Genomic DNA, 22372 nt, shown 5'->3' with positions numbered 1-22372 from the left:
CGGGGCGGCCCTTCTGCTATGCGGGGGGCGGCGCGGTCTTCCCTTTTGCCGCGACGCGGGATAGCCGCCGGGCCATGACCGAGCTCGCCAAGACCTTCGACCCCGCCGCGATCGAGCGCCGCTGGTATACCCACTGGGAAGACAATGGCCTGTTCCGCCCCGAGCGCCCCAACGCCGAGCCCTGGACGATCGTCAACCCGCCGCCCAACGTGACGGGCTCGCTCCACATCGGCCACGCGCTCGACAACACGCTGCAGGACATCCTGACGCGTCACGCCCGGCTCAAGGGCAAGGACGCGCTCTGGGTGGTCGGCACCGACCATGCCGGCATCGCCACGCAGATGGTGGTGGAGCGCCAGATGGCGGCCAAGGGCGAGAAGCGCACCGACCTCTCGCGCGAGGCGTTCGTCGCCCGCGTCTGGGAGTGGAAGGCGGAGAGCGGCGGCGAGATCACGCGCCAGCTGCGCCGGCTCGGCTGCTCGATGGACTGGGCGAACGAACGCTTCACCATGGACGAGGGCTTCTCGCGCGCGGTGCTCAAGGTGTTCGTCGAGCTGCACCGCCAGGGCCTGCTCTATCGCGACAAGCGGCTGGTCAACTGGGACCCGGGCCTCGGTACCGCGATCAGCGACCTGGAGGTCGAGACCCGCGAGGTGCGCGGCAGCTTCTGGCGGCTGCGCTACCCGCTCGCGGACGGCTCGGGATCGATCGAGGTGGCGACGACGCGGCCCGAGACGATGCTCGCCGACATGGCGGTGGCGGTGCACCCCGAGGACGCGCGCTACACCGCTCTGGTGGGCAAACAGGTGCGGCTGCCGATCACCGGCCGGCTGATCCGGATCGTCGCCGACGAGCACGCCGACCCAGCGCTCGGCTCGGGCGCGGTGAAGATCACGCCGGGCCATGACTTCAACGACTTCGAGGTCGGCCGCCGCGCCGGGATCGAGGCGCGCGACATGCTCAACATGCTCGATGCCACGGCGCGCGTGGTGCAGACCGCGGACGGACTGATCCCCGCTGAGTTCCTCGGCCTTCCCGGCAACGACGCCAAGGCCGCGCAGGACGCGCGCCGGCTGGTGGTCGCGCAGCTCAAGGACGCGGGCGTGCTGATCCCGCACGTCGACAAGGAGGGCGTCGCGCACGACGCCGAGCCGCGCGTGATCCAGACGCCGTTCGGCGACCGCTCGGGCGCGGTGATCGAGCCGTGGCTGACCGACCAATGGTATGTCGACGCCGCGACGCTCGCCCAGCCCGCGATCGAGGCGGTGCGCTCGGGTGCCATCAAGCTGGTGCCCAAGTCGTGGGAGAAGACCTTCTTCAACTGGATGGAGAACATCCAGCCGTGGTGCGTGTCGCGCCAGCTCTGGTGGGGACACCAGATCCCGGCGTGGTTCGACGCGGACGGTCGCGCCTATGTCGCGGAAACGGAGGCGGAGGCACAGGCCGAGGCGGGCGCTGGCGTGGCGCTGACCCGCGACCCCGACGTCCTGGACACGTGGTTCTCCAGCGCGCTCTGGCCGTTCGCGACGATGGGCTGGCCCGACGCCGCGGACCGCACGCTCGGCGGCCGCTACCCCAATGACGTGCTCGTCTCGGGCTTCGACATCCTGTTCTTCTGGGACGCGCGGATGATGATGCAGGGCATGCACTTCATGGGCGAGGTGCCGTTCCGCACGCTCTACCTGCACGGCCTGGTGCGCGCCGCGGACGGCGCCAAGATGTCCAAGTCCAAGGGCAACACGGTCGACCCGCTCGGGCTGATCGACCGCTACGGCGCCGACGCGCTGCGCTTCTTCATGGCGGCGATGGAGAGCCAGGGGCGCGACATCAAGATGGATGAGAAGCGCGTCGAGGGCTATCGCAATTTCGCGACCAAGCTGTGGAACGCCAGTCGCTTCGCCCAGGCAAACGGGATCGGCGGCTCGACCACGCTAGAGCCGCCGCTCGCGTCCAATCCGGTCAACAAGTGGATCCTGGCCGAGACGGTGGCGACGGTGCAGGCGGTCGACCTCGCGCTCGCCGACTATCGCTTCGACGCCGCCGCCAACGCGATCTACCAGTTCGTGTGGAGCCGCTTCTGCGACTGGTATTTGGAGCTCATCAAAGGGCAGATCGACGACGAGACCAAGGCGGTCGCGGGCTGGGTGCTCGACCAGATCCTGGTGCTGCTCCACCCGTTCATGCCCTTCATTACCGAGGAGCTGTGGCACGCGCTGGCGCCACGCGAGCACGAGCTGATCGTGGCGCATTGGCCGATGGCGGACGCGCGCGCGCTTGACCCGGGGGCGACACAGGCGGTCGAGCGGTTGATCGAGCTGGTCGAGGCGGTGCGCGGCGCACGCGCCGAGCTCAACGTACCGCCGGGCACGCGGATCGCGCTCCACACCGGGGCGGGCGACGTGCCGGCGACGATCGCCCCGTACGTCGAGCGGCTCGCGCGCGTCACGCTGACGCCGGGCGAGGCGAGCGGCGCGCGCGCGCCGATCCTGTGGGGCGCGGAGACGTTCGCGCTCGCGCTGGAGGGCGTGATCGACCTCGAGGCGGAGCGGCAGCGATTGCAGAAGTCGCTGGCGGCGGCCGAGAAGGAGCGCGACTCGCTGGCGGGGCGACTCGGCAACGCGAGCTTCGTCGAGCGCGCCAAGCCTGAGGCGGTGGACAAGGCGCGCGCCGACCACGCCGAGAAGGCGGCGGACGCGGAACGCTTCGCCGCGGCGCTGGCGCGGCTGGGGTGAGGGGGGGCTACCCCGCCTCCTCCTCCCGTCATCCCCGCGCAGGCGGGGATCCAGACGCGCTGACGCCGCGGTTCTTTCACGGACGTCAGCATGTCTGGATCCCTGCCTTCGCAGGGATGACGGGTGGGGCTGGTACGTCTGTTTTCCCCACACTCTATCGTCATCCCGGCCTTGAGCCGGGATCCATGGTTCCGCGAGAGCAACGCTCGCCGTGTGCGCGGCGACATGGATCCCGGATCAAGTCCGGGATGACGGTGTGAATGGACGCAGTCGGCCATCCGCCCCCACGTTGCTTGCATCCCGCGCCCACTTCCTCTAACAGCCGCCGCACGTTCCACCGTTGAACGCGATCGACATGCGCCCATGTGGTGCCCGCTGGCCGGCGAGGTTTCGCCCGCCGGCGCTTTTGCGTTTGGCGGCGGATGGGAAGGAAACACGATGTTCGATAGCCTCAGCGATCGTCTCGGCGGCGTCTTCGACCGGTTGCGTGGCCGCGGCGCGCTGACCGAGGCCGACGTGCGCGCCGCGATGCGCGAGGTGCGAGTCGCGCTGCTCGAGGCCGACGTCGCGCTGCCGGTCGCGCGCGCCTTCGTCGACGAGGTCACCGAGGAAGCGGTCGGCCAGAACGTGCTGCGCTCGGTCACGCCGGGGCAGCAGGTCGTCAAGATCGTCAACGACGCGCTGGTGCGGATGCTCGGCGGCGACGATCCCGCCGCGGCCGAGCTCCAGCTCAACGTCGCGCCGCCCGCGGTGGTGATGATGGTCGGCCTGCAGGGCTCGGGCAAGACCACGACCACGGCCAAGATCGCCAAGCGCCTGTCGAGCAGCTCGATGACGGGGCGTTCGGCCAAGAAGGTGCTGATGGCGTCGCTCGACGTCAACCGCCCCGCCGCTCAGGAGCAGCTCGCCACGCTCGGCACGCAGGTCGAGGTGGCGACGCTGCCGATCGTCGCGGGCCAGCAGCCGGTCGAGATCGCGCGCCGCGCGCTCCAGGCCGCGAAGCTCCAGGGCTTCGACGTGCTCATGCTCGACACCGCCGGCCGACTCCACGTCGACCAAGCGCTGATGGACGAGATGAAGGCGGTCGCCGAGGTGGCGGCGCCGCAGGAGATCCTGCTCGTCGTCGACTCGCTGACCGGTCAGGACGCGGTCAACGTCGCCCAGAACTTCTCCGAGCAGGTGCCGCTCACCGGCGTGGTGCTCACCCGCATGGACGGCGACGCGCGCGGCGGCGCCGCGCTGTCGATGCGCGCGGTCACGGGCAAGCCGATCAAGTTCGCCGGCGTCGGCGAGAAGCTCGACGCGCTGGAGGCGTTCCACGCGTCGCGCGTGGCAGGCCGCATCCTCGGCATGGGCGACGTGGTCAGCCTGGTCGAGCGCGCCGCCGAGTCGATCCAGCAGGAAGACGCCGAGCGCATGGCGAGCCGGCTCGCCAAGGGTCAGTTCGACATGAACGACCTGCGCGGCCAGCTCGCGCAGATGAAGCGCATGGGCGGGCTGGGCGCGCTCGCGGGCATGCTGCCGGGCATGAAGAAGGCGCAGGCGGCGATGGACTCGGTGCCGGGCAGCGACAAGATGCTGGTCCACCTCGACGCGATGATCGGCTCGATGACCGCCAAGGAGCGCGCCAAGCCCGAGCTGATCAACGCCAAGCGCAAGATCCGCATCGCCAAGGGCTCGGGGACGACCGTGCAGGAGGTCAACAAGCTCCTCAAGATGCACCTCGAGATGTCGACCGCCATGAAGAAGATCAAGAAGATGGGCGGGCTCAAGGGGATGATGGCGATGCTCGGCAAGGGCGGCCTCGGCGGCCTCGGCAGCGCGATCGGCGGCGCCGACATGGGCGACATGATGGGCAAGCTCGGCGGGCCGGGCGGCGGTCCGGGGCTGCCGGGGCTGCCGGGCGGCGGTCTGCCCGGCAACATCCCCGGCGGCCTGCCGCCCGGGTTCCGGTTCAAGAAGTAACGATGCGCGCCGCCGCGGCGGCGCGGACGTGACGACATTCACCTAGACGATCCCGGCGCTTGCCGGGGCACAGACAGACAGAAGGAAGACGAACACCATGGCACTCAGCATTCGCCTGTCGCGCGGCGGCTCGAAGAAGCGTCCTTACTATCGCATCGTCGTGGCCGACGCGCGCAGCCCGCGTGACGGCAAGTTCATCGAGAAGATCGGCAACTACAACCCGCTGCTCGGCAAGGACGACGAGAAGCGCATCGTGCTCGACGCCGAGCGCGCCAAGCACTGGCTGGGCGTCGGCGCGCAGCCGACCGACCGCGTCGCCCGCTTCCTCGACGCCGCGGGCGTGAAGGAGCGCGCCGCGCGCAGCAACCCCAAGAAGGGTGAGCCGGGCGAGAAGGCCAAGGAGCGCGCCGAGGAGCGTGCCGAGAAGCTGAAGGCGCAGCAGGAGGCCGCGGCGGCCCCGGCCGAGACCGAGGCGGCGAGCGCCGAGTAAGCCGGCCGGGAAATCGATCGTCCGCTCGTGCGTTACTCCCGGCTCTGAACGAGATCCGAGAGGACCGCACGATGACGAACGATCCCGACCTGCGCACCGCGCCCGACGATAATGACGACTCCACCACCCAGGACGCCACCAACCAGGGCGTCTCGAGCCAGCAGCCCGCCGAAGGGGACGACGACGCCCCCGCCGGCGGCGCCGGCTCGCCCGACCAGGCCTGAGGCGGCGCCGATCGACCCCGACGCGGTGGTGCTCGCCGCCGTGACGGGGGCGCACGGCATCACCGGTGAGGTGCGCCTCAAGGTGTTCGCCGAAGCGCTCGACGCGCATCGCACGTTCAACGGCGGTGCGCTCACGCTGGTGAAGCTACGCGACGGCACGATCGCGCGCTTCGCCGAGGTGACCGACCGCACCGGCGCGGAGCAGCTTCGCGGCACCTTGCTCACCGTCGCGCGCGCGGCGCTGCCGCCGCTCGGCGAGGGCGAATATTATCACGCCGACCTGCTCGGTCTCGCCGCGGTGTCGACCGCCGGCGAGCCGGTCGGGCGTGTCGTCGCGGTGGAGAATTTCGGTGCGGGCGACGTGATCGAGATCGAGCGCGACGGCGGCAAGCGCTTCATGGTGCCGATCAACGCGGTGCCCGAGTGGGATCGTGAGCGGCTGGTGGTAGAGGCGGCGTTCGTGGAGTGAGGGGAGGGGGCGCGAGCGTTCCTCCTCTTGCTTCCTTCTGCCGTCATCCTGAACTCGTTTCAGAATCTACCGCGCCGCAGGCGCCGCCGCAGCTGAGTATGTGGCACGATGGATCTCGAAACGAGTTCGGGATGACGGGAATGAGTAGGCGCGCTCTCGAAGCACGCCGTGCTCCGCGCAAGCAGGAGCCCAGAGCCACGGACGCGGCGCCAACTCACCTGGGTTCCTGCGTGCGCAGGAACACCGCTCACCGTCGCAGCGGTCGCTGCTCCGCGAGCAGGTTGCGGATCGTCGTCGCCGCGACGCCGGCCTCACCCATGGCGTGGCTGATCTGGTCGAGCCCTTTCACCACGTCCCCCGCAGCGAACAGCCCCGGCACGCTGGTGCGCTGATGATCGTCCACCTCGAGACAGCCGTCGTCGCTCGCGCGCGCGCCCGCCTCGATCGCGAGGCGCGAGCGGATGCGTGAGCCCAGCGCGGGGTAGACGCTGTCGAACGCCATCCGCCCGCGCGCGGTGTCGAGCGCGAACTCGTCGCCCTCGATCGCATAGCCGCCACACGGGCCGTCGACGCGCACCACGCCTGCCTCGTCGAGCGCCGTGGCGCAGGCAGCGTCGAGCAGATGCTCCGCCTCGGGCGCGATCAGCGTGATGTCGCGCGTGAAGCCGCGGAGGAAGAGCGCCTCGCGCATGCCGCGATCACCGGTGCCGATCACCGCCACTCGCTTGTCCGTGACCTCATAGCCGTCGCACACCGGGCAGTAACGCAGCAGCCCGCGCGCCAGCGCCGGATCGTGCACCTCGGGCAGCAGCCCGTGCGGGCGGTGGTTCACCACCCCGGTCGCTAGGAGCACGGTGCGTGCGCGATGCGTGCCCCGGTCGGTGGTGGCGACGAAGCCGTCGCCGTCTTGCGCCAGCCCGGTCACCTTCACCGGCTCGCGCCGCGCGCCATACTTCTCCGCCTGGGTGAGCATCAGCCGCAGCAGCTCGGTGCCCGCGATCCCCTCGGGATAGCCGGCGTGGTTGTGCGTGCACGGGATCATCGCGGCGCGGCTCGAGCCCGAGTCGAACAGCCGGATCGAGAGATGATAGCGCGCCAGATAGATCGCCGCGGTTAGCCCGGCGGGACCGGCACCGATGATGAGGCAGTCGTCCATCTTGCTGTCGTTCCCGCGTGTATATACATCCCGTGCATACGGGAGATCGGCGATGAGTAACGAATATCGCGCCAAGGTGTTCAAGTCCGGCAATTCGGTCGCGCTGCGCCTGCCCAAGGCGCTGGGGCTGAAGGAGGGTACGGAGATGGTGGTGCGCGAGGAACGCGACCATTATGAGTTCGCGCCCGTGGTGAGGGACGATCGACTCGATCTCGCGTCGGTATGGGGCAAGTGTCCCGGGCTCGCACCGCGCTCGGCTGAAGAGCGCGCGTTCGAGCCGTCGCCCCGCGCCTGGGACGATCCTGACTGGACTGGCTGGGGGGCGGAAGCCGACCGGTGAGGTACATGCTCGACGCCAACATCGTCATCGCGCTGCTCGCCGGTGAACCCGCCGCGTTGCGCGCGCGCGTCGAGCGCTGTCGCCGCGGGACTATCGTCATCTCGTCGATCGCCTTCGCCGAGGTCTCGCTGGGTAGCGTCTGCGGCAAGCGCCCGGCGTCGGAGGTTCTCGAGCAGGTGACCCGCCTGTTCGACGTGCTCGCTTTCGACGCGAGGGCGGCATGGGCCTATGCCCGGCTACCGTTTCGACGCGGCAGTTTCGATCGCCTGATCGCGGCGCACGCGCTGTCGCTCGATGCCATCCTCGTCACCAACAACGAGCGCGACTTCGCCGGCATTCCCGGCCTCGCCGTCGAGAACTGGACACGATGACCTTCCGCGCCACGATCCTGACGCTCTACCCCGAGATGTTCCCCGGCCCGCTCGGCGTCGCGCTCGCGGGCCGCGCGCTGCGCGAGGGGCGGTGGACCTGCGACGCGGTGAACATCCGCGACTTCACCGAGGACCGCCACCGCACCGTCGACGACACGCCGGCGGGCGGCGGGGCGGGGATGGTGCTGCGCGCCGATATCGTCGGCCGCGCGGTCGACGCGCACGCCGACGGGCGCCCGCTGATCGCGCTCACGCCGCGGGGCGCGCCGCTGACGCAACGCCGCGTCCGCGACCTCGCCGCCGGGCCGGGCGCGCTGCTGCTGTGCGGGCGGTTCGAGGGGTTCGACGAGCGCCTGTTCGAGGCGCGCGCCATCGAGCAGCTGTCGATCGGCGACTATATCCTCTCGGGCGGCGAGATGGCCGCGCTGGTGCTGCTGGACGCTTGCGTTCGGTTGATTCCGGGGGTAATGGGCGCGGCTTCGAGCGGGGACGAGGAGAGCTTCGAGAGCGGCCTCCTCGAATATCCGCATTATACCCGACCTGTCGAATGGGAAGGGCGCACGATCCCCGAGGTGCTGCGATCGGGGGATCATGCGAGGATCGCGGCGTGGCGTCAGTCACAGGCCGAGATCGACACACGGCTACGGCGGCCGGACCTGTGGGAGCGTCACGAGGGCGCTCGGGTCGGCTCGCCCTCTGGCGCGCGGCACGGAAGTAAGGATTGACGCGATGAACCTGATCCAGACGCTCGAGGCCGAGCAGATCGCCAAGTTCCACGAGAGCAAGAAGCTCCCCGAGTTCCGCCCCGGCGACACGCTGAAGGTCGGCGTGAAGGTGGTCGAGGGCGAGCGCACCCGCGTCCAGAACTTCGAGGGCGTGTGCATCGCGCGCTCGAACAAGGGCATGGGCTCGTCGTTCACCGTCCGCAAGATCAGCTTCGGCGAGGGTGTGGAGCGCGTCTTCCCGCTGTACTCGCCCAACGTCGACTCGATCGAGGTGGTGCGCAAGGGCGCGGTGCGTCGCGCCAAGCTCTACTATCTGCGTGGCCGCACCGGTAAGTCGGCGCGCATCGCCGAGCGCCGCGACAACCGCCCGCAGGCGCAGGCCGCCGAGTAAGCGACACCCGGTTTCGGCCGGAGCGCGAGGGGCGCGGTGGGAGACCACCGCGCCCCTTTCTTGTTCGGGGGGGGAGGCGTCGCACCGCCGGTTCGCCGTAGCCGGCGTCATCCTGAGCTCGTCTCAGGATCTAGCCGTCCGCGATCACCACCGGCACTTGGGTGCGCGGCACAGTGGATCCTGAGACAAGCTCAGGATGACGCCGGTGGGGTAGGAGATGCCTTACGTCCCTAAGGGCCACCCCGGCGGACGCCGGGGTCCAGGTGGGGGAGGCTGGTGACGGCCACGCAGGCCTTCCCCACCTGGACCCCGGCGTCCGCCGGGGTGGTGCGCTTGTAGTGACGGAGCGCCCGCGTCGTCGTCGGCGCTCGCGTCGTCGTCGGCGTCGGCGTCGGCGTCGGCATCGGCATCGGCATCGGCCTTTCGCCCGGAAGAGCGCCCCACCACGACAGCAAGGGTGACGCTTTACCTCGCCAGCTCCCGCCGCGATAAGGGCGGCGCGCCCGGTCCCGGGTGGCGATCCCGGAGGAATGGATGCGTTCATGGTTGGCGGTGGTGGCGCTCGCGACGGTAGCAACAGGGGCGCTCGTGGCTGACGCCGCGCAGGCACAGGCCGGCGCGACCCGACCCGCGGCGCAGCGACTCACGCTCGAGCGCATCTTCGCCGCGCCCGACCTCGGCGGCCAGCAGCCGCGCTCGCTCAAGCTCTCGCCGGACGGACGGCTGCTCACCTTCCTGCGCCCGCGCGCCGACGATCGCTTCCGCCTCGATCTCTGGGCGCGCGACACCACCACCGGGCAGGAGCGGATGCTGGTCGACAGCACGCGCGTCGGCAGCGGCGCGGCGCTGTCCGAGGCGGAGAAGATGCAACGCGAGCGCGCGCGCATCGGCGCGCTGACCGGGGTCATCCGCTACGACTGGTCGCCCGACGGCCGCCAGTTGCTCGTCCCCGCCGACGGTGATCTCTACCTGGCCGGGCTCGACGGCACGACGCGCCGGCTCACCGAGGTGAGGGGCGGCGTGCTCAACGGCGAGGTCTCGCCGCGCGGCGGCTTCGTCAGCTACGTGCGCGACCAGAACCTCTGGCTCCAGCCGCTCGCCGGCGGCGCCGCGCGCGCGCTCACCCAGGGCGGCGGCGGCACGGTCCATTTCGGCGAGGCCGAGTTCGTCGCGCAGGAGGAGATGGACCGCCGCACCGGTTACTGGTGGAGCCCCGACGACCGCTATGTCGCCGTCGAGCGGTTCGACGAGGCGCCGGTGCAGGTCTTCACCCGCGCCGCGATCGGCGCCGCCGGCACCGAGATCTACCAGCAGCGCTACCCCGCCGCGGGCACGCCCAACGTCGCCGTCGAGCTCCACGTGATGCGCGCCGACGGCAAGGGGCAGGTGAAGGTCGATCTCGGCACCGACCCCGATATCTATCTGGCGCGAGTCGATTGGTTGCCCGACGGCTCCGCGCTGCTCGTCCAGCGCGAGAACCGCGCGCAGACCCGGCTGGACGTCCTCCGCGTCGACCCCGCCACCGGCATGGCGACCCCGCTGTTCAGCGAGACCGCCGCGCCGCGCAGCTGGATCAACCTCACCGACAGCTATCGCGCGCTCGCCGACGGCGGCCTCCTGTGGCGCTCCGAGCGCGACGGCTACGGTCACCTCTGGTTGCTGCGCGGCGGCCAGTGGACCCAGCTGACCAAGGGGCCGTGGGTGGTCACCGGGCTGGTCGCGGTCGACGAGGCGGCGGGCAAGGTCTATTTCATGGCCAACAAGGACGACGTGCTCGAGCAGCAGCTCTACGTCGTCCCGCTCGCCGGCGGCACGCCCGAGCGGCTGACCGAGCGCGGCTGGCAGAACAGCGTCACCGCCGACGGCGCGGCGCAGCGCTTCCTCGTCACCCGCTCCAACCCCAACCAGCCGCCGCAGGTCTATCTCGCCGACGCCGCGGGCAAGCGGCTCGCCTGGGTCAACGAGAACCGGGTTGAGCGCGGTCACCCCTACGCGCCCTATCTCGCCGCGCACCGCCCGGTGACGTTCGGCACGATCGCGGCGGAGGACGGCACCGAGCTGCACTGGCAGATGGTCACCCCCAGGCTGGAGCCGGGCAAGCGCTACCCCGTCTTCTTCCAGCATTACGGCGGACCGGGGCCGCAGAACGTCGCGCGTGACTGGAAGAACCCGCTGATCCAGCACATCGTCCATCGCGGCTGGATCTATTTCGAGCTCGATAACCGCGGCTCGGCCAACCGCGGGGTGACGTTCGAGAGCGCGATCTGGCATGCGATGGGCACGGTGGAGGTCGCCGATCAGCGCGCCGGCGCGACCTATCTTAAGACGCTCGGCTACGTCGACCCGAAGCGGATCGCCACCTACGGCTGGTCGTACGGCGGCTATATGTCGCTCAAGATGATCGAGGCCGACCCCGGCCTCTATGCCGCCGCGATCTCGGGCGCGCCGGTGACCGACTGGCACCTCTACGACTCGCATTACACCGAGCGCTACATGGGCGACCCGCGCACCGACGCCGCTGGCTATGACGCGTCGCGGGCGGTGCGCGATCCGAAGCGCATCACCACGCCGCTGCTGCTGCTCCATGGCATGGCCGACGACAACGTCTTCCTCGACAATTCCACCAAGGTGGCCGCGGCGCTGCAGGCCGCGGACATGCCGTTCGACCTGATGTTCTATCCCGGCAAGACCCACTCGGCGGTGCGCGACATCCACGTCTGGACCACGATTGAGCGCTTCCTCGACGCGCACGTCGGCAGCGGGCCCAAGTAAAGCTTGCTGTCGCGCGCGCGGCGGGCGCATTAGGGCCGCCGCGGGATGAGAACGCGCGCACGCGGCGCGCCGGGAAGGACGGACGATGGGTTATCGGGTGGTGGTGGCGGGGGCCACGGGCAATGTCGGGCGCGAGATGGTCAACATTCTCGCCGAGCGCGAGTTTCCCGCCGACGAGATCGCGGTGCTGGCGTCGTCGCGCTCGACCGGCGACCAGATCGAGTACGGCGACACCGGCCGCATGCTCACCGTCAAGAACATCGAGCATTTCGACCCGACCGGCTGGGACATGGCGCTGTTCGCGATCGGCAGCGAGGCGACGAAGGTCTACGCGCCCAAGTTCGCCGCGGCGGGATGCACCGTGATCGACAATTCGTCGCTCTACCGCATGGACCCGGACGTGCCGCTGATCGTGCCCGAGGTGAACGCCGCGGCGATCGACGGCTATCGCGCCAAGAACATCATCGCCAACCCGAACTGCTCGACCGCGCAGATGGTGGTGGCGCTCAAGCCGCTGCACGACGCCGCGACGATCAGGCGCGTGGTGGTGGCGACCTATCAGTCGGTCTCGGGTGCGGGCAAGATCGGCATGGACGAGCTGTTCGAGCAGAGCCGCAACATCTTCGTCGGCGACCCCGCCGAGCCGAAGAAGTTCACCAAGCAGATCGCCTTCAACGTCATCCCGCACATCGACAGCTTCCTCGACGACGGCTCCACCAAGGAAGAGTGGAAGATGGTGGTCGAGACCAAGAAGATCCTCGACCCTAAGATCAAGGTCGTCGCCACCTGCGTGCGCGTGCCGGTCTTCGTCGGCCATTCCGAGGCGCTCAACGTGGAGTTCGAGAACGAGCTGTCGGCCGAGGACGCGCAGCGGATCCTGCGCGAGGCGCCCGGCGTGATGCTGGTCGATAAGCGCGAGGACGGCGGCTATGTCACCCCGATCGAGAGCGCGGGCGACGACGCCACCTACGTGAGCCGCGTGCGCGAGGACCCCACGGTCGAGAACGGGCTGGCGCTGTGGTGCGTCAGCGACAACCTCCGCAAGGGGGCGGCGCTCAACGCGGTGCAGATCGCCGAGCTGCTCGGCCGCCGTCATCTCAGGAAAGCGGACGAGACCGACGACGCCGCCTTCGACGCGGTGTTCGCCGGGGACGAGTGAGCTTATCCGCGGCAAGCCTTCCCTTCAGGGGAGGGGGCGGGTGGGGCTTCTCCGCTAGCGCGGCGTGCGCTGAAATGCTCCACCCCGAGCCCCTTCCCTGAAGGGGAGGGGAGAAGCATTAACAGCACTCCGACGCTACGCAGCGTCGGATCGGCTCAATACCCTGTATACCGCCCCGGCCGGTGCCAGGCGATCAGGATGCCGCTGATCGCCGCCGCGGACAGCGCCGACCACGCCACGCGCTCCACCGGCAGCGCCACCAGCGACACCAGCAGGATCACCGCGTCGATCGCGATCTGCGTCCGCCCCGCGTTCCAGCCGCGGCGCTGCTGGAGCCAGAGCGTCACCACCCCCGTGCCGCCGATCCCCGCATGGTGCCGCGCGAGCGCGAGCGCGCCGAAGCCGATCACCGACCCGCCCGCCAGCGCGGCGAAGGCGGGATCGATGTACGCGATGCTCAGCCCGTAGCGCGTGACCGTACCGAGCCCCGCCACGCCGATCCCGACCAGGGCGGTGCGCAGGGTGAAGCGCCGCCCCATCGCGCGCCACGCCAGCCAGAAGAACGGCAGGTTGAGCAAGGTGAACAGCACTCCGCTCGGCAGCGGCACCGCGTAGGAGAGCAGCAGCGCCACGCCCGCGATCCCGCCCGTCACCAGCCCCGCCGCATGGAGCAGCGCGAGCCCGAGCACGACGAGGATGCAGCCGAGCGCGAGCGCATAGGCATCCTCGATCGCGCTGTGCGGAAGGGAAGGCGGGCGAGTCACCCCGCCGCTGTGCCAGCGACACTCGCTCCCGTCGAGTGCTGCAATGCAACATGGCTCACGCGTTTACCTGGCGCGCTCGCCACGTTAGGTCGCTCCACCTGGGCAGCGGGAGCGGCGGCATGGCGCGCGAGATGACCGGTGGATGCCAGTGCGGCAGCGTGCGCTACGCCGTGCTGGTCGAGGACGACGGCGCCTATCTGTGCCACTGCCGGATGTGCCAGCGCGCCACCGGCGGCGTCTTCGCAGCGCTCAAGCAGGTGTCGCGCGCGGCGCTGCGCTGGACCACGCGCGAGCCCGATCGCCGCGCCTCGTCGCCGATCGCGGCGCGCGGCTTCTGCCGCGACTGCGGCACCCCGCTCACCTACGAGGGAAACGGTGCCGACCAGCTCGATCTCACCGTCGGCAGCTTCGACGACGCGGCGTCGCTTCATCCCACCGGTCATTTCGGCGTCGAGAGCCGCCACGCCGCCTGGCGCGACACCGCCGGGCTGCCCCAAAAACGCACCGACGAGCTCCCGCATCTCGTCGCCAAATGGATGGAAACGAGTGGCAAGCTCCCCGACTGAGACACGCTTCTTCGACAGTTTCGACGGCACGCAGATCGCCTGGCGCGAGCTCGGCGAGGGCCGACCGCTGGTGCTGATCCACGGCTATTTCTCGGACGCGCGCACCAACTGGCTGCGCTACGGCCACGCCGCCGCGATCGCCGCGCGCGGCGTGCGCGTGATCCTGCCCGACCTGCGCGCGCACGGCGAGAGCGGCAAGCCGCACGATCCCGCCGCTTACCCGCCCGACGCACTGGCGCTCGACGGCGAGGCGCTGGTGTGCCACCTCGGGCTCACCGACTATGATCTCGGGGGCTACTCGCTGGGCGCGCGGACGGTGGTGCGGATGCTGGCGCGCGGTGCGACGCCGCGGCGGGTCGTGCTCGCGGGCATGGGGTGGGAGGGGATCGTCGGCGCCGAGCGGCGCGCCGATCATTTCCGCAACATCCTCACCCGGCTCGGCCAACACGAGCGCGGCAGCCCCGAGTGGCTCGCCGAGGCCTTCCTCAAGACCACCGGCGGCGACCCGGTGGCGCTGCTCGGCGTGATCGACACGTTCGCGAGCACGCCCGCGGAGGTGCTGAAGACGCTCGATCGGCCCACCTTGGTGCTCAGCGGCGTCGACGATCACGACAACGGCTCGGCGGCGGCGCTCGCCGACGCGCTGCCCCACGCGCGTTACGCCGAGGTGCCGGGCAACCACATGAGCGCGGTGACCAAGCCCGAGCTCGGACAGGCGATCGCCGATTTCGTGGCGGACTAGATTCTCCCCGCTCGCGGGGGAGTGGCGGGGCGCGTCAGCGCTGACGGAGGGAGGCTTCCGCCTGTGAGCGGGTGCGTGCGAGGAGCGCCCCCTCCACCATGCTTCGCAGGGCTCCCCTTTCCCCGAGCGGGGAGGGGGGGGCGGCCTAGCTCTTCAGCTTCCAACCGCGCTTGAGCAGGACGTAACACAGCACCCCCAGCGCCACGTCGATCGCCAGGATCACCACGCTGCCCACCGCCACCGGTGAGTCGGCGCTGCCCAGGAAGCCGTAGCGAAAGCCCGAGATCACGTAGAAGAACGGGTTGACGTGGCTGAACGCGCGGAACGCGGGCGCGAGATGGTCGACCGAGTAGAAGGTGCCCGACAGCAGCGTCAGCGGCGCGATCAGGAAGTTGGTCACCGCCGCGGCATGGTCGAACTTGTCGGCCCAGATCGAGGTGAGCACGCCCGCGAACGACAGGAACATCGCGCCGAGCAGCCCGAACCACAGCACCGCCAGCGGGTGATGCGGTGTCACGTGCACGCCGGGCCATAGCGCCATCGCCAGCCACACCGCGCAGCCGACGCAGAAGGCGCGCGTCACCGCGGCGCCGACCAGTGCCGCGAGCAGCTCGCTGGTGGAGAGCGGCGGCTGGAGATAGTCGACGATATTGCCCTGGATCTTACCCACCAGCAGCGAGAAGCTGGCGTTGGCGAAGGCGTTGTTGAGCATCCCCATCACGATCAGCCCGGGCGCGATGAAATCGGCGAAGGCGACGGGCGCGCCGCCGACATTGACCGGGCTGCGCGCGCCGTTGGCGACGGTGAAGATCACCAGGAACATCAGCGTCGTCACCGCCGGCGCCCACACCGTCTGGAGCTGCACCTTGAAGAAACGGCGCACCTCCTTCACATAGAGGGTTCGCAGGCCGCCCCAATTGACGTTCCGGATCACCGGTTCGCCGGGGGCGTGCCTGATTGCTGACGGAATATGTTCGGTAGGAGGCTGGCTGCTCATCGCCTGTGCGGGTAACCGCTGCGGCGCGCGCCCGCAACCGGAACGCTAGAGGAAGACAAGGATGTCCTGGACCGACGAGCGGATCGACACGCTGAAAACGATGTGGGAGGCGGGCCAGACCGCCAGCCAGATCGCCGAGGCGCTCGGCGGCGTCAGCCGCAACGCGGTGATCGGCAAGGCGCATCGCCTCGGGCTGCAGTCGCGCCCATCCCCCGTGACGACCAAGGAGGAGGCGCGTGCGGCCGAGCCGGCGCCCGCGGTTCCTCCCGTCACCGCGCCCAAGCCCACGCCCGCGCCGGTGCGCGCCGCCCCCGCGCCGGCGCCGCCGCCTTTCGCGACCGAGTCGGCGCCGGACCCGGCGCCTGCGCCCACCGACGTCGACGATGAGGCCGATGAGGCGCCGAGCCCGCCGCCGGTCAAGCGCGAGCCGGTGCTCAGGTCGGTCGGTCCTGGCGGCTTCGTCCGTCAGGCCCCGGGCGAGCAGCAGCCGCCGATCGCGCCCGCGCCGCCGCGCCGGCTGGTGCCCGCGCGGACCGCGCCCGAGTTCGCCAACAAGACCTCGCTGCTCGACCTCAACGACAAGATCTGCAAGTGGCCGCTCGGCCATCCGGGCGAACCCGACTTCCATTTCTGCGGCGTCAAGGTGAACCCGGGCTTCCCCTATTGCGTCGAGCATTGCGGCCACGCCTATCAGGCGCAGCTGCCGCGCCGCGACCGGCGCGCGCCGCCGTTGCCGTTCGGTGGCCCCCGCATGCGCTGAGGGTGATCGCCGTCACATCAAGCCGTTGTACCCCGGCGGAGGCCGGGGCCCGGTTGGAGCGGCCGTGGTGTGTCCCACCTGCGTCGCCCGACTGGGCCCCGGCCTTCGCCGGGGAGCGAAGAGAATGGGGCGCGGGCGCTCCTGCGCACCCGCCCCCGTCACCTCAGAAGCGGAACGCCGCGGTGGCGCGCAGGCTGTGCCAGCGGAACTTCTCGTCCGAGCGGCGGAAGTCGGTGCCCTCGACCGTGCCGCCGTTGCCGGCGTTGGTGAAGGGCGTGCCCGCCGGGCCGGCGGCGCGGACGCGATAGTCGTCGTCCTGGTACTGGTGGTAGACATACTCGAGCCCGACCGAGAAATGGTCGCCGAAGCGCTGCTCGATGCCGCCGCCGCCCTGGAAGCCGAACTGGTCCTGTCGCCCGCGGGCGGTGAAGCTGTTGGTGCTCTGGCTCGACGAGAACTCGCTGTCGATCCGCGCCAGCGACGGGCCGAACGTGCCGTAGAACAACGTCGAGTCGTTGGGCGTGTAGCCGGCCCGCGCGCGCACCGCGGCTTCCCAGTTGACCTGGCGGTACATCACGTAGTTGGCCGGGGTGGTCGAGAAGCCCGAGGTGCTGTCGTTGATGTGAGTCCGCCCGAACTCGCCGACCACGCCGTAGACGATCGGTCCGCTCTGCTGGTCGAAGCCGACCCGCCCGTAATAGCTCCAGCCATCGCGGTCCTTGGTGCAGCCCGGGCCACCGTTGCGCGGGCCCTGCGCGGCGCGCGCGCGTCCGCCGCAGAAGCCCGGCGAGAAGGCGTTCGCGCCCGTGCCGGTCAGCACCGTGTCGCCGAAGCGGCCGTCGAGGTTGCGGTCGAACTCCAGGCGCGCGCCGCCGTCGTTGGGCTGCACGTCATAGCCACCCGCGGCGCCGACGTAGATGCCGGAGAAGCCGCTGCTGACCGACGGGTCGCCACCGTCCTGCGCCAGCGCGGGGACAGCCGTCAGCGACGCCGCGATCGCGGCGGCGGTCAAATACGCTCTCATGTAGGTCACTCCCTGATCGAACGATCCGCGAACGAGCCTCATTCAGGTTATGTTGCGTGAGGAATCATTGCCGCGGCAACCGACCTTGCCGCGCTTGGGTCGGGCGGCGCAGATCGTTATATGACGGTCATGGCCGATCTGTTCGCATCCCCCACTGCCGGCACCCCGGCCTATGACGCCTCGTCGATCGAGGTGCTCGAGGGGCTGGAGCCGGTGCGCCGCCGGCCCGGCATGTACGTCGGCGGCACCGACGAGCGCGCGATGCATCACCTCGCCGCCGAGGTGCTCGACAATGCGATGGACGAGGCGGTGGCGGGACACGCCACGCGCATCGAGATCACGCTGGAGCCGGGCAACCGCCTGACCATCGTCGACAACGGCCGCGGCATGCCGGTCGACCCCCATCCCAAGTTCCCGGACAAGTCGGCGCTCGAGGTGATCCTCTCGATGCTCCACTCGGGCGGCAAGTTCGCGGGCAAGGCCTATGCCACCTCCGGCGGCCTGCACGGCGTGGGCGTCTCGGTGGTGAACGCACTGTCGAGCGACACGGTGGTCGAGGTCGCGCGCGACCGCCAGCTCTACCGCCAGCGCTTCAGCAGGGGGCAGACGCTCGGCCCGCTCGAGACGGTCGGCGCGGCGCCCAACCGCCGCGGTACCTCGGTCGCCTTCACGCCCGACACCGAGATCTTCGGCCCCGAGCTGCTGTTCAAGCCGGCGCGGCTCTACAAGCTGGCGCGCTCCAAGGCGTATCTGTTCGCCGGCGTCGAGATCCGTTGGCATTGCGCGCCCGAGTTGATCGGCGACGGAGACCGCGCGAACGGGATCCCCGCGGAGGCGGTGTTCCAGTTTCCCGGCGGCCTGTCCGACCATCTGCGCGAGCAGATCGCCGGCCGCGAGTGCGCCACCGCCGACTTCTTCGCCGGCCAGCAGGACTTCCCCGACCAGCAGGGCAAGGTCGAGTGGGCGGTCGCTTGGCCGCTGTGGAGCGAGGGCAGCTACAGCTGGTATTGCAACACCATCCCCACGCCCGACGGCGGCACGCACGAGCAGGGGCTGCGCCAGGCGCTGGTGCGCGGGCTGCGCCAGTTCGGCGACCTCGTCGGCAACAAGCGCGCCAAGGACCTCACCGCGGACGACGTGATGGTGGGCAGCGAGCTGATGCTCAGCGTCTTCATCCGCGAGCCGCAGTTCCAGTCGCAGACCAAGGACCGGCTCACCTCGCCGGAGGCGGCGGGCCTCGTCGAGAAGGCGATGCGCGACCATTTCGACCATTGGCTCGGGCACAACATGGAGCGCGGCAAGGCGCTGCTCGGCTATGTGCTCGAGCGCATGGACGAGCGGCTGCGTCGCAAGGCCGAGCGCGACGTCAAGCGCAAGACCGCCACCTCCGCGCGCAAGATCCGGCTGCCGGGCAAGCTCACCGACTGCGCCTCGGACAGCTCGGAGGGTACCGAGCTGTTCATCGTCGAGGGCGACTCGGCCGGCGGCTCGGCCAAGCAGGCGCGCGATCGCAAAACCCAGGCGATCCTGCCGATCCGCGGCAAGATCCTCAACGTTGCCTCGGCCACCTCGGCCAAGATCCTCGCCAACCAGGAGATCGCCGACCTGATCCAGGCGCTCGGCTGCGGCACCCGCAAGGAGTGCCGCCCCGAGCAGCTGCGCTACGAGAAGATCGTCATCATGACCGATGCCGACGTCGACGGCGCACACATCGCGACGCTGCTGATGACCTTCTTCTTCCAGGAGATGCCCGAGCTGGTGCGACAGGGACACCTGCACCTCGCGCAGCCGCCGCTCTATCGCCTGACGGTCGGCGCCAAGTCGCTTTACGCGCGCGACGATGCGCATCGCGCCGAGCTGGAGCGCACGGTCTTCCGCGGCAAGAAGGTGGAGGTGGCGCGCTTCAAGGGCCTGGGCGAGATGAACCCGAGCCAGTTGCGCGAGACGACGATGGACCCGGCCAAGCGCAGCATGATCCGCATCACGCTGCCGCAGGAATATGAGGAGCGCGCCGGCGTGAAGGACCTGGTCGACCGGCTGATGGGCACCAATCCCGCGCATCGCTTCGCCTTCATCCAGGAGAATGCGGCGCGCCTGGACGAGGAGGCGATCGACGCGTGACCCGGCATCCACGACACGAATGGTGGCTGGCGATCGCGCTGGCGGCGCTGGCGGGCTATGTCGACGCGATCGGCTTTCTCCGGCTCAACGGCCTGTTCGTCTCTTTCATGAGCGGCAACTCGACCCGGCTGGCGGTGGCGCTGGCGGGCGGCTCGCCGCTGGCGCTCACCGCGGCGTCACTGATCCTCGCCTTCGTCGCGGGCGTGGTGGTCGGCGCCACCGCGGGCGCGGCGCTGGGGCGCTGGCGCCGGCCGGGCGTGATCGTGCTCGCCGCGGTGCCGCTCGCGGTCGCGGCGGCGCTCCCCGAGTTCGGCCCGCTCGGCGGGCTCGGCACGGTGCTGCTCGCGCTGGCGATGGGCGGGCTCAACACCGTCTTTCAGCGCGACGGCGAGGTCAGCGTGGGGGTGACCTATATGACCGGCGCGCTGGTCAAGCTGGGCCAGCATCTCGCCGGCGCGCTGATGGGCGACGGCGCGCGCTGGGACTGGTTGCCGTACCTGCTGCTATGGTCGGGGCTGGTCGCGGGCGCGTTCCTCGGCACGGCCGACTATGCCGCGCCCGAGAACGCCGCGCTGTGGCACGCGACGGTGGCGGCACTGGGCATCGCGCTGCTCGCCGCGGCGACGACGACGACGGTGGGAGGCCGTGTGCCGCGCGAGTGAGATCGAGAAGGGGGCGATGATGACGGGGGGCGGGAATGGTCTTGAGCGGCAATGCGACGTTGCGAGCGCAGGCCGCGAGCCTCTCTGGCTGACACCGGGGGATCGTGCCTCAGATCCTCTCCTGCACGAGGTGGGAGATCGCACTCGCTGGGGGTGGGCGAGGGGGGCTCACGCCGGCCGACCGCGGCCGTGTGATCGCGTCCGCGTTGACGGTCCGACCATGAAAGTCCGCCTCCACCCCCCTTCGGCTGGCCTCGCTCCCCGTGCCGGGGAGGATCGGGAGCGATCACGCCTCCTCGGTTCCACCCGCCGCCGCGTCGACCGGACGCCATGATCGACCTCGCGCGCGCGCCGGATCTCGACCTCGCCGGCCTCACGATCCGCCCCTCGCTCCGCCTCGTCGCGCTCGGCGAGCACGAGGAACTGCTCGAGCCCCGCGTCATGCAGGTCCTGGTCGCACTGGCTCGAGCGGGCGGCGCGGTGGTGTCGCGCGACGAGCTGGTGGCGCAATGCTGGGGCGGCCGCATCGTCGGCGACGACGCGATCAATCGCGTCGTCGGGCGACTGCGCCGCCTCGGCGACGGCATCGGCGCGGGCCGTTTCCGCATCGAGACGATCGCGCGGGTCGGCTATCGCCTGATCGTCGGCGAGGCGAGCGCTCCGCTGGCGCCTCGTTCCGTCACCGCCGACGCGGCGGGTCCCGTGCCCGAGGCGCCCGTGCGCGCCGCTCTCCCCATTGTGCCACGTCGTGCGCTGATCGCCGGGCTCGGTGTCGCGGGCGCTACCGTCGTCGGCGGTGCCTGGTGGTGGCGAAGCGGCCGCGCCCCGCCGCGCTCGCCCGAGGTCGCCGCGCTGATCGCCCAGGCGCGCGACTCGCAGCGTCAGGCCGACCGCCAGGGCCTATGGCAGGCGATCGGGCTGCTGCGCCGCGCGGTGCTGCTCGCGCCGGACGACGCGGACGCCTGGGGCCAGCTCGCGCTCTGCTGCGCGGTCGCGGCGCGGATCGCCACCGCGGCCGACCGCGCCGCCTTCGCGGCGCGCGCGCTCGCGGCCGAGCGCCGCGCCGAGGCGATCGATCCGGGCAACGCTTTTGCCGCGCTGGCGCGGATGCGGCGCGCGCCGCTGCTCGGCAACTGGCGCGCGCAGGAGCAGGTCACCGCCCGCGCCGCGCGCGCGCATCCCGACGACGACATGATCGCCGACGCGCTGGGCCGCATGCTCCAGATGGTGGGGCGGATGCGTGAGTCGATCGCCCCTTTCACGCGCGCGCTTACCCTCGGCGGCCCGTCGCCGATCGCGATGTACCAGCGCGTCGTCTCGCTGTGGAGCGCCGATCGGCTGGAGGAGGCCGATCGTGCGATGGAGGAGGCCTATGCCCTCTACCCGCTCCACTATGCCGTGTGGTTCACCCGCGCCTTCCTGCTCGCCTATACCGGCCGCGGCGCGGAGGCGCTGCGCATGATCGAGGACTCGGATCACCGCCCCAGCGACGTCGACGACTCGAGCTTCGCCCTGACCGCGGGGATCGCGCGCGCGCTGGCGACGCGTGACCCGCGCGACATCGACGCCACTGCCGCGGCCTATGTCGAGGCGGCGCATCGCGGCAGCGGCCACGCCGAGAACGCGATCCAGTTCCTCAGCGCGGCGGGCCGGCTCGACCAGGCCTTCGCGATCGCGGAGGGCTATTTCCTGCGTCGCGGCTTCGCCGTCGACACGCTCCGCTTCTCGCGCCGGCAGGGCACCTATACCGCGCCGGACCAGCGCGTGAGCTGGTTTCTCTTCGCGCCGCCCTGCGCGGCGCTGCGCCGCGATCCGCGCTTCGGCGCCCTGGCCCAAGCGATGGGGCTGACGCGCTACTGGCGCGAGACCGGGGCTCGGCCGGACGATCCCGCGGTGGTGCTGGTCTGAGTCGCTGTTGCTGGGCGCCATCCCGAGCTCGTCT

The 22372-nt window shown here is 70.6% G+C and carries 21 protein-coding genes; 17 read left to right on the top strand and 4 right to left on the bottom strand.

Annotated features, from left to right (window positions below):
- Window positions 1-74: 74 nt before the first annotated feature.
- The 5 genes from FHY05_RS01275 (at window position 75) to rimM (ending at window position 5880) form a co-directional block, all read left to right on the top strand.
- Window positions 75-2732, top strand: a complete 2658-nt coding sequence (locus FHY05_RS01275; protein WP_183942608.1) for a valine--tRNA ligase — start codon at window positions 75-77, stop codon at window positions 2730-2732.
- 438 nt (window positions 2733-3170) lie between these two features.
- Window positions 3171-4697 carry a signal recognition particle protein gene (ffh, locus tag FHY05_RS01270; RefSeq protein WP_183942607.1) on the top strand — a complete coding sequence of 509 codons (1527 nt, stop codon included), beginning with the start codon at window positions 3171-3173 and terminating at the stop codon, window positions 4695-4697.
- A gap of 97 nt (window positions 4698-4794) precedes the next feature.
- Window positions 4795-5187, top strand: a complete 393-nt coding sequence (gene rpsP, locus FHY05_RS01265) for a 30S ribosomal protein S16 (protein WP_183942606.1) — start codon at window positions 4795-4797, stop codon at window positions 5185-5187.
- A 71-nt stretch (window positions 5188-5258) separates the two neighbouring features.
- Window positions 5259-5411: a hypothetical protein gene (locus tag FHY05_RS01260; protein ID WP_183942605.1), complete on the top strand. Its 153-nt coding sequence runs from the start codon at window positions 5259-5261 to the stop codon at window positions 5409-5411.
- Window positions 5412-5436: 25 nt separating this feature from the next.
- Window positions 5437-5880, top strand: a complete 444-nt coding sequence (rimM, locus tag FHY05_RS01255) for a ribosome maturation factor RimM (RefSeq protein ID WP_183942986.1) — start codon at window positions 5437-5439, stop codon at window positions 5878-5880.
- Between the two features lie 247 nt (window positions 5881-6127).
- Here the strand turns inward: rimM and FHY05_RS01250 are convergent, their stop codons facing one another.
- Window positions 6128-7036, bottom strand: coding sequence for an NAD(P)/FAD-dependent oxidoreductase (locus FHY05_RS01250; protein ID WP_183942604.1), 909 nt, complete (start codon window positions 7034-7036; stop codon window positions 6128-6130).
- 52 nt (window positions 7037-7088) lie between these two features.
- Here FHY05_RS01250 and FHY05_RS01245 point away from each other — a divergent pair, with 52 nt between their 5' ends.
- The 6 genes from FHY05_RS01245 to FHY05_RS01220 all read left to right on the top strand — a co-directional run bounded on the left by FHY05_RS01245 (window position 7089) and on the right by FHY05_RS01220 (window position 12794).
- Window positions 7089-7376: an AbrB/MazE/SpoVT family DNA-binding domain-containing protein gene (locus FHY05_RS01245; RefSeq protein ID WP_183942603.1), complete on the top strand. Its 288-nt coding sequence runs from the start codon at window positions 7089-7091 to the stop codon at window positions 7374-7376.
- A gap of 5 nt (window positions 7377-7381) precedes the next feature.
- The gene (locus tag FHY05_RS01240) at window positions 7382-7747 is read left to right on the top strand and encodes a type II toxin-antitoxin system VapC family toxin (protein WP_221190964.1); all 366 of its coding nucleotides are present in this window, start codon (window positions 7382-7384) and stop codon (window positions 7745-7747) included.
- Window positions 7744-8472 (top strand): tRNA (guanosine(37)-N1)-methyltransferase TrmD, encoded by a 729-nt coding sequence (gene trmD, locus FHY05_RS01235; RefSeq protein WP_183942601.1) that lies wholly within the window; start codon window positions 7744-7746, stop codon window positions 8470-8472. Before FHY05_RS01240 ends, trmD begins: the two co-directional genes overlap by 4 nt.
- 4 nt (window positions 8473-8476) lie before the next feature.
- Complete coding sequence (rplS, locus tag FHY05_RS01230) at window positions 8477-8863, top strand: 50S ribosomal protein L19 (protein ID WP_132910575.1); 387 nt, start codon at window positions 8477-8479, stop codon at window positions 8861-8863.
- A 534-nt stretch (window positions 8864-9397) separates the two neighbouring features.
- Window positions 9398-11635: a S9 family peptidase gene (locus FHY05_RS01225; RefSeq protein ID WP_183942600.1), complete on the top strand. Its 2238-nt coding sequence runs from the start codon at window positions 9398-9400 to the stop codon at window positions 11633-11635.
- Between the two features lie 85 nt (window positions 11636-11720).
- Window positions 11721-12794, top strand: a complete 1074-nt coding sequence (locus FHY05_RS01220) for an aspartate-semialdehyde dehydrogenase (RefSeq protein ID WP_183942599.1) — start codon at window positions 11721-11723, stop codon at window positions 12792-12794.
- Between the two features lie 155 nt (window positions 12795-12949).
- On the opposite strand, the gene FHY05_RS01215 is transcribed toward FHY05_RS01220, so the two are convergent.
- Window positions 12950-13558 (bottom strand): YitT family protein, encoded by a 609-nt coding sequence (locus FHY05_RS01215; RefSeq protein WP_132910578.1) that lies wholly within the window; start codon window positions 13556-13558, stop codon window positions 12950-12952.
- A 119-nt stretch (window positions 13559-13677) separates the two neighbouring features.
- On the opposite strand from FHY05_RS01215, the gene FHY05_RS01210 reads away from it, so the two are divergent.
- Window positions 13678-14124, top strand: coding sequence for a GFA family protein (locus tag FHY05_RS01210; RefSeq protein WP_183942598.1), 447 nt, complete (start codon window positions 13678-13680; stop codon window positions 14122-14124).
- Window positions 14105-14866: an alpha/beta fold hydrolase gene (locus FHY05_RS01205; RefSeq protein WP_183942597.1), complete on the top strand. Its 762-nt coding sequence runs from the start codon at window positions 14105-14107 to the stop codon at window positions 14864-14866. Before FHY05_RS01210 ends, FHY05_RS01205 begins: the two co-directional genes overlap by 20 nt.
- Window positions 14867-15011: 145 nt before the next feature.
- Here FHY05_RS01205 and FHY05_RS01200 read toward each other — a convergent pair whose 3' ends face one another.
- Window positions 15012-15863 (bottom strand): ABC transporter permease, encoded by an 852-nt coding sequence (locus FHY05_RS01200; protein ID WP_183942596.1) that lies wholly within the window; start codon window positions 15861-15863, stop codon window positions 15012-15014.
- A gap of 61 nt (window positions 15864-15924) precedes the next feature.
- Between FHY05_RS01200 and FHY05_RS01195 the strand changes: the two genes are divergently transcribed.
- On the top strand, window positions 15925-16623 hold the full coding sequence (locus FHY05_RS01195) for a GcrA family cell cycle regulator (protein ID WP_183942595.1): 699 nt from the start codon (window positions 15925-15927) through the stop codon (window positions 16621-16623).
- 163 nt (window positions 16624-16786) lie between these two features.
- Here FHY05_RS01195 and FHY05_RS01190 read toward each other — a convergent pair whose 3' ends face one another.
- Window positions 16787-17647 carry an outer membrane protein gene (locus FHY05_RS01190; protein WP_183942594.1) on the bottom strand — a complete coding sequence of 287 codons (861 nt, stop codon included), beginning with the start codon at window positions 17645-17647 and terminating at the stop codon, window positions 16787-16789.
- A 129-nt stretch (window positions 17648-17776) separates the two neighbouring features.
- Between FHY05_RS01190 and parE the strand changes: the two genes are divergently transcribed.
- From parE to FHY05_RS01175, 3 genes are all read left to right on the top strand, one after another.
- Window positions 17777-19768 (top strand): DNA topoisomerase IV subunit B, encoded by a 1992-nt coding sequence (gene parE / locus FHY05_RS01185; protein ID WP_409321525.1) that lies wholly within the window; start codon window positions 17777-17779, stop codon window positions 19766-19768.
- Window positions 19765-20430, top strand: coding sequence for a YoaK family protein (locus FHY05_RS01180; protein ID WP_183942592.1), 666 nt, complete (start codon window positions 19765-19767; stop codon window positions 20428-20430). Before parE ends, FHY05_RS01180 begins: the two co-directional genes overlap by 4 nt.
- Before the next feature lie 330 nt (window positions 20431-20760).
- Window positions 20761-22338 carry a winged helix-turn-helix domain-containing protein gene (locus FHY05_RS01175; RefSeq protein WP_183942591.1) on the top strand — a complete coding sequence of 526 codons (1578 nt, stop codon included), beginning with the start codon at window positions 20761-20763 and terminating at the stop codon, window positions 22336-22338.
- The last annotated feature ends 34 nt before the right edge of the window (window positions 22339-22372 follow it).

Origin of the sequence: Sphingomonas sp. BK580 (assembly GCF_014194975.1) — a bacterium.
Classification (GTDB): Bacteria; Pseudomonadota; Alphaproteobacteria; order Sphingomonadales; family Sphingomonadaceae; genus Sphingomonas.
The sequence above is the reverse complement of the archived record's forward strand: the minus strand, read 5'-3'. Positions and strand labels throughout refer to the sequence as shown.

Excerpts from the sequence above, each read along its gene's own strand:
- FHY05_RS01200 (WP_183942596.1), bottom strand. The coding sequence starts at position 15,863 with ATGAGCAGCCAGCCTCCTACCGAACATATTCCGTCAGCAATCAGGCAC.
- FHY05_RS01220 (WP_183942599.1), top strand. The coding sequence starts at position 11,721 with ATGGGTTATCGGGTGGTGGTGGCGGGGGCCACGGGCAATGTCGGGCGC.
- FHY05_RS01210 (WP_183942598.1), top strand. The coding sequence starts at position 13,678 with ATGGCGCGCGAGATGACCGGTGGATGCCAGTGCGGCAGCGTGCGCTAC.
- FHY05_RS01195 (WP_183942595.1), top strand. The coding sequence starts at position 15,925 with ATGTCCTGGACCGACGAGCGGATCGACACGCTGAAAACGATGTGGGAG.
- trmD (WP_183942601.1), top strand. The coding sequence starts at position 7,744 with ATGACCTTCCGCGCCACGATCCTGACGCTCTACCCCGAGATGTTCCCC.
- FHY05_RS01245 (WP_183942603.1), top strand. The coding sequence starts at position 7,089 with ATGAGTAACGAATATCGCGCCAAGGTGTTCAAGTCCGGCAATTCGGTC.
- FHY05_RS01190 (WP_183942594.1), bottom strand. The coding sequence starts at position 17,647 with ATGAGAGCGTATTTGACCGCCGCCGCGATCGCGGCGTCGCTGACGGCT.
- FHY05_RS01260 (WP_183942605.1), top strand. The coding sequence starts at position 5,259 with ATGACGAACGATCCCGACCTGCGCACCGCGCCCGACGATAATGACGAC.
- rpsP (WP_183942606.1), top strand. The coding sequence starts at position 4,795 with ATGGCACTCAGCATTCGCCTGTCGCGCGGCGGCTCGAAGAAGCGTCCT.
- rplS (WP_132910575.1), top strand. The coding sequence starts at position 8,477 with ATGAACCTGATCCAGACGCTCGAGGCCGAGCAGATCGCCAAGTTCCAC.
- FHY05_RS01225 (WP_183942600.1), top strand. The coding sequence starts at position 9,398 with ATGCGTTCATGGTTGGCGGTGGTGGCGCTCGCGACGGTAGCAACAGGG.
- ffh (WP_183942607.1), top strand. The coding sequence starts at position 3,171 with ATGTTCGATAGCCTCAGCGATCGTCTCGGCGGCGTCTTCGACCGGTTG.
- FHY05_RS01240 (WP_221190964.1), top strand. The coding sequence starts at position 7,382 with ATGCTCGACGCCAACATCGTCATCGCGCTGCTCGCCGGTGAACCCGCC.
- FHY05_RS01175 (WP_183942591.1), top strand. The coding sequence starts at position 20,761 with ATGATCGACCTCGCGCGCGCGCCGGATCTCGACCTCGCCGGCCTCACG.
- FHY05_RS01275 (WP_183942608.1), top strand. The coding sequence starts at position 75 with ATGACCGAGCTCGCCAAGACCTTCGACCCCGCCGCGATCGAGCGCCGC.
- parE (WP_409321525.1), top strand. The coding sequence starts at position 17,777 with ATGGCCGATCTGTTCGCATCCCCCACTGCCGGCACCCCGGCCTATGAC.
- FHY05_RS01250 (WP_183942604.1), bottom strand. The coding sequence starts at position 7,036 with ATGGACGACTGCCTCATCATCGGTGCCGGTCCCGCCGGGCTAACCGCG.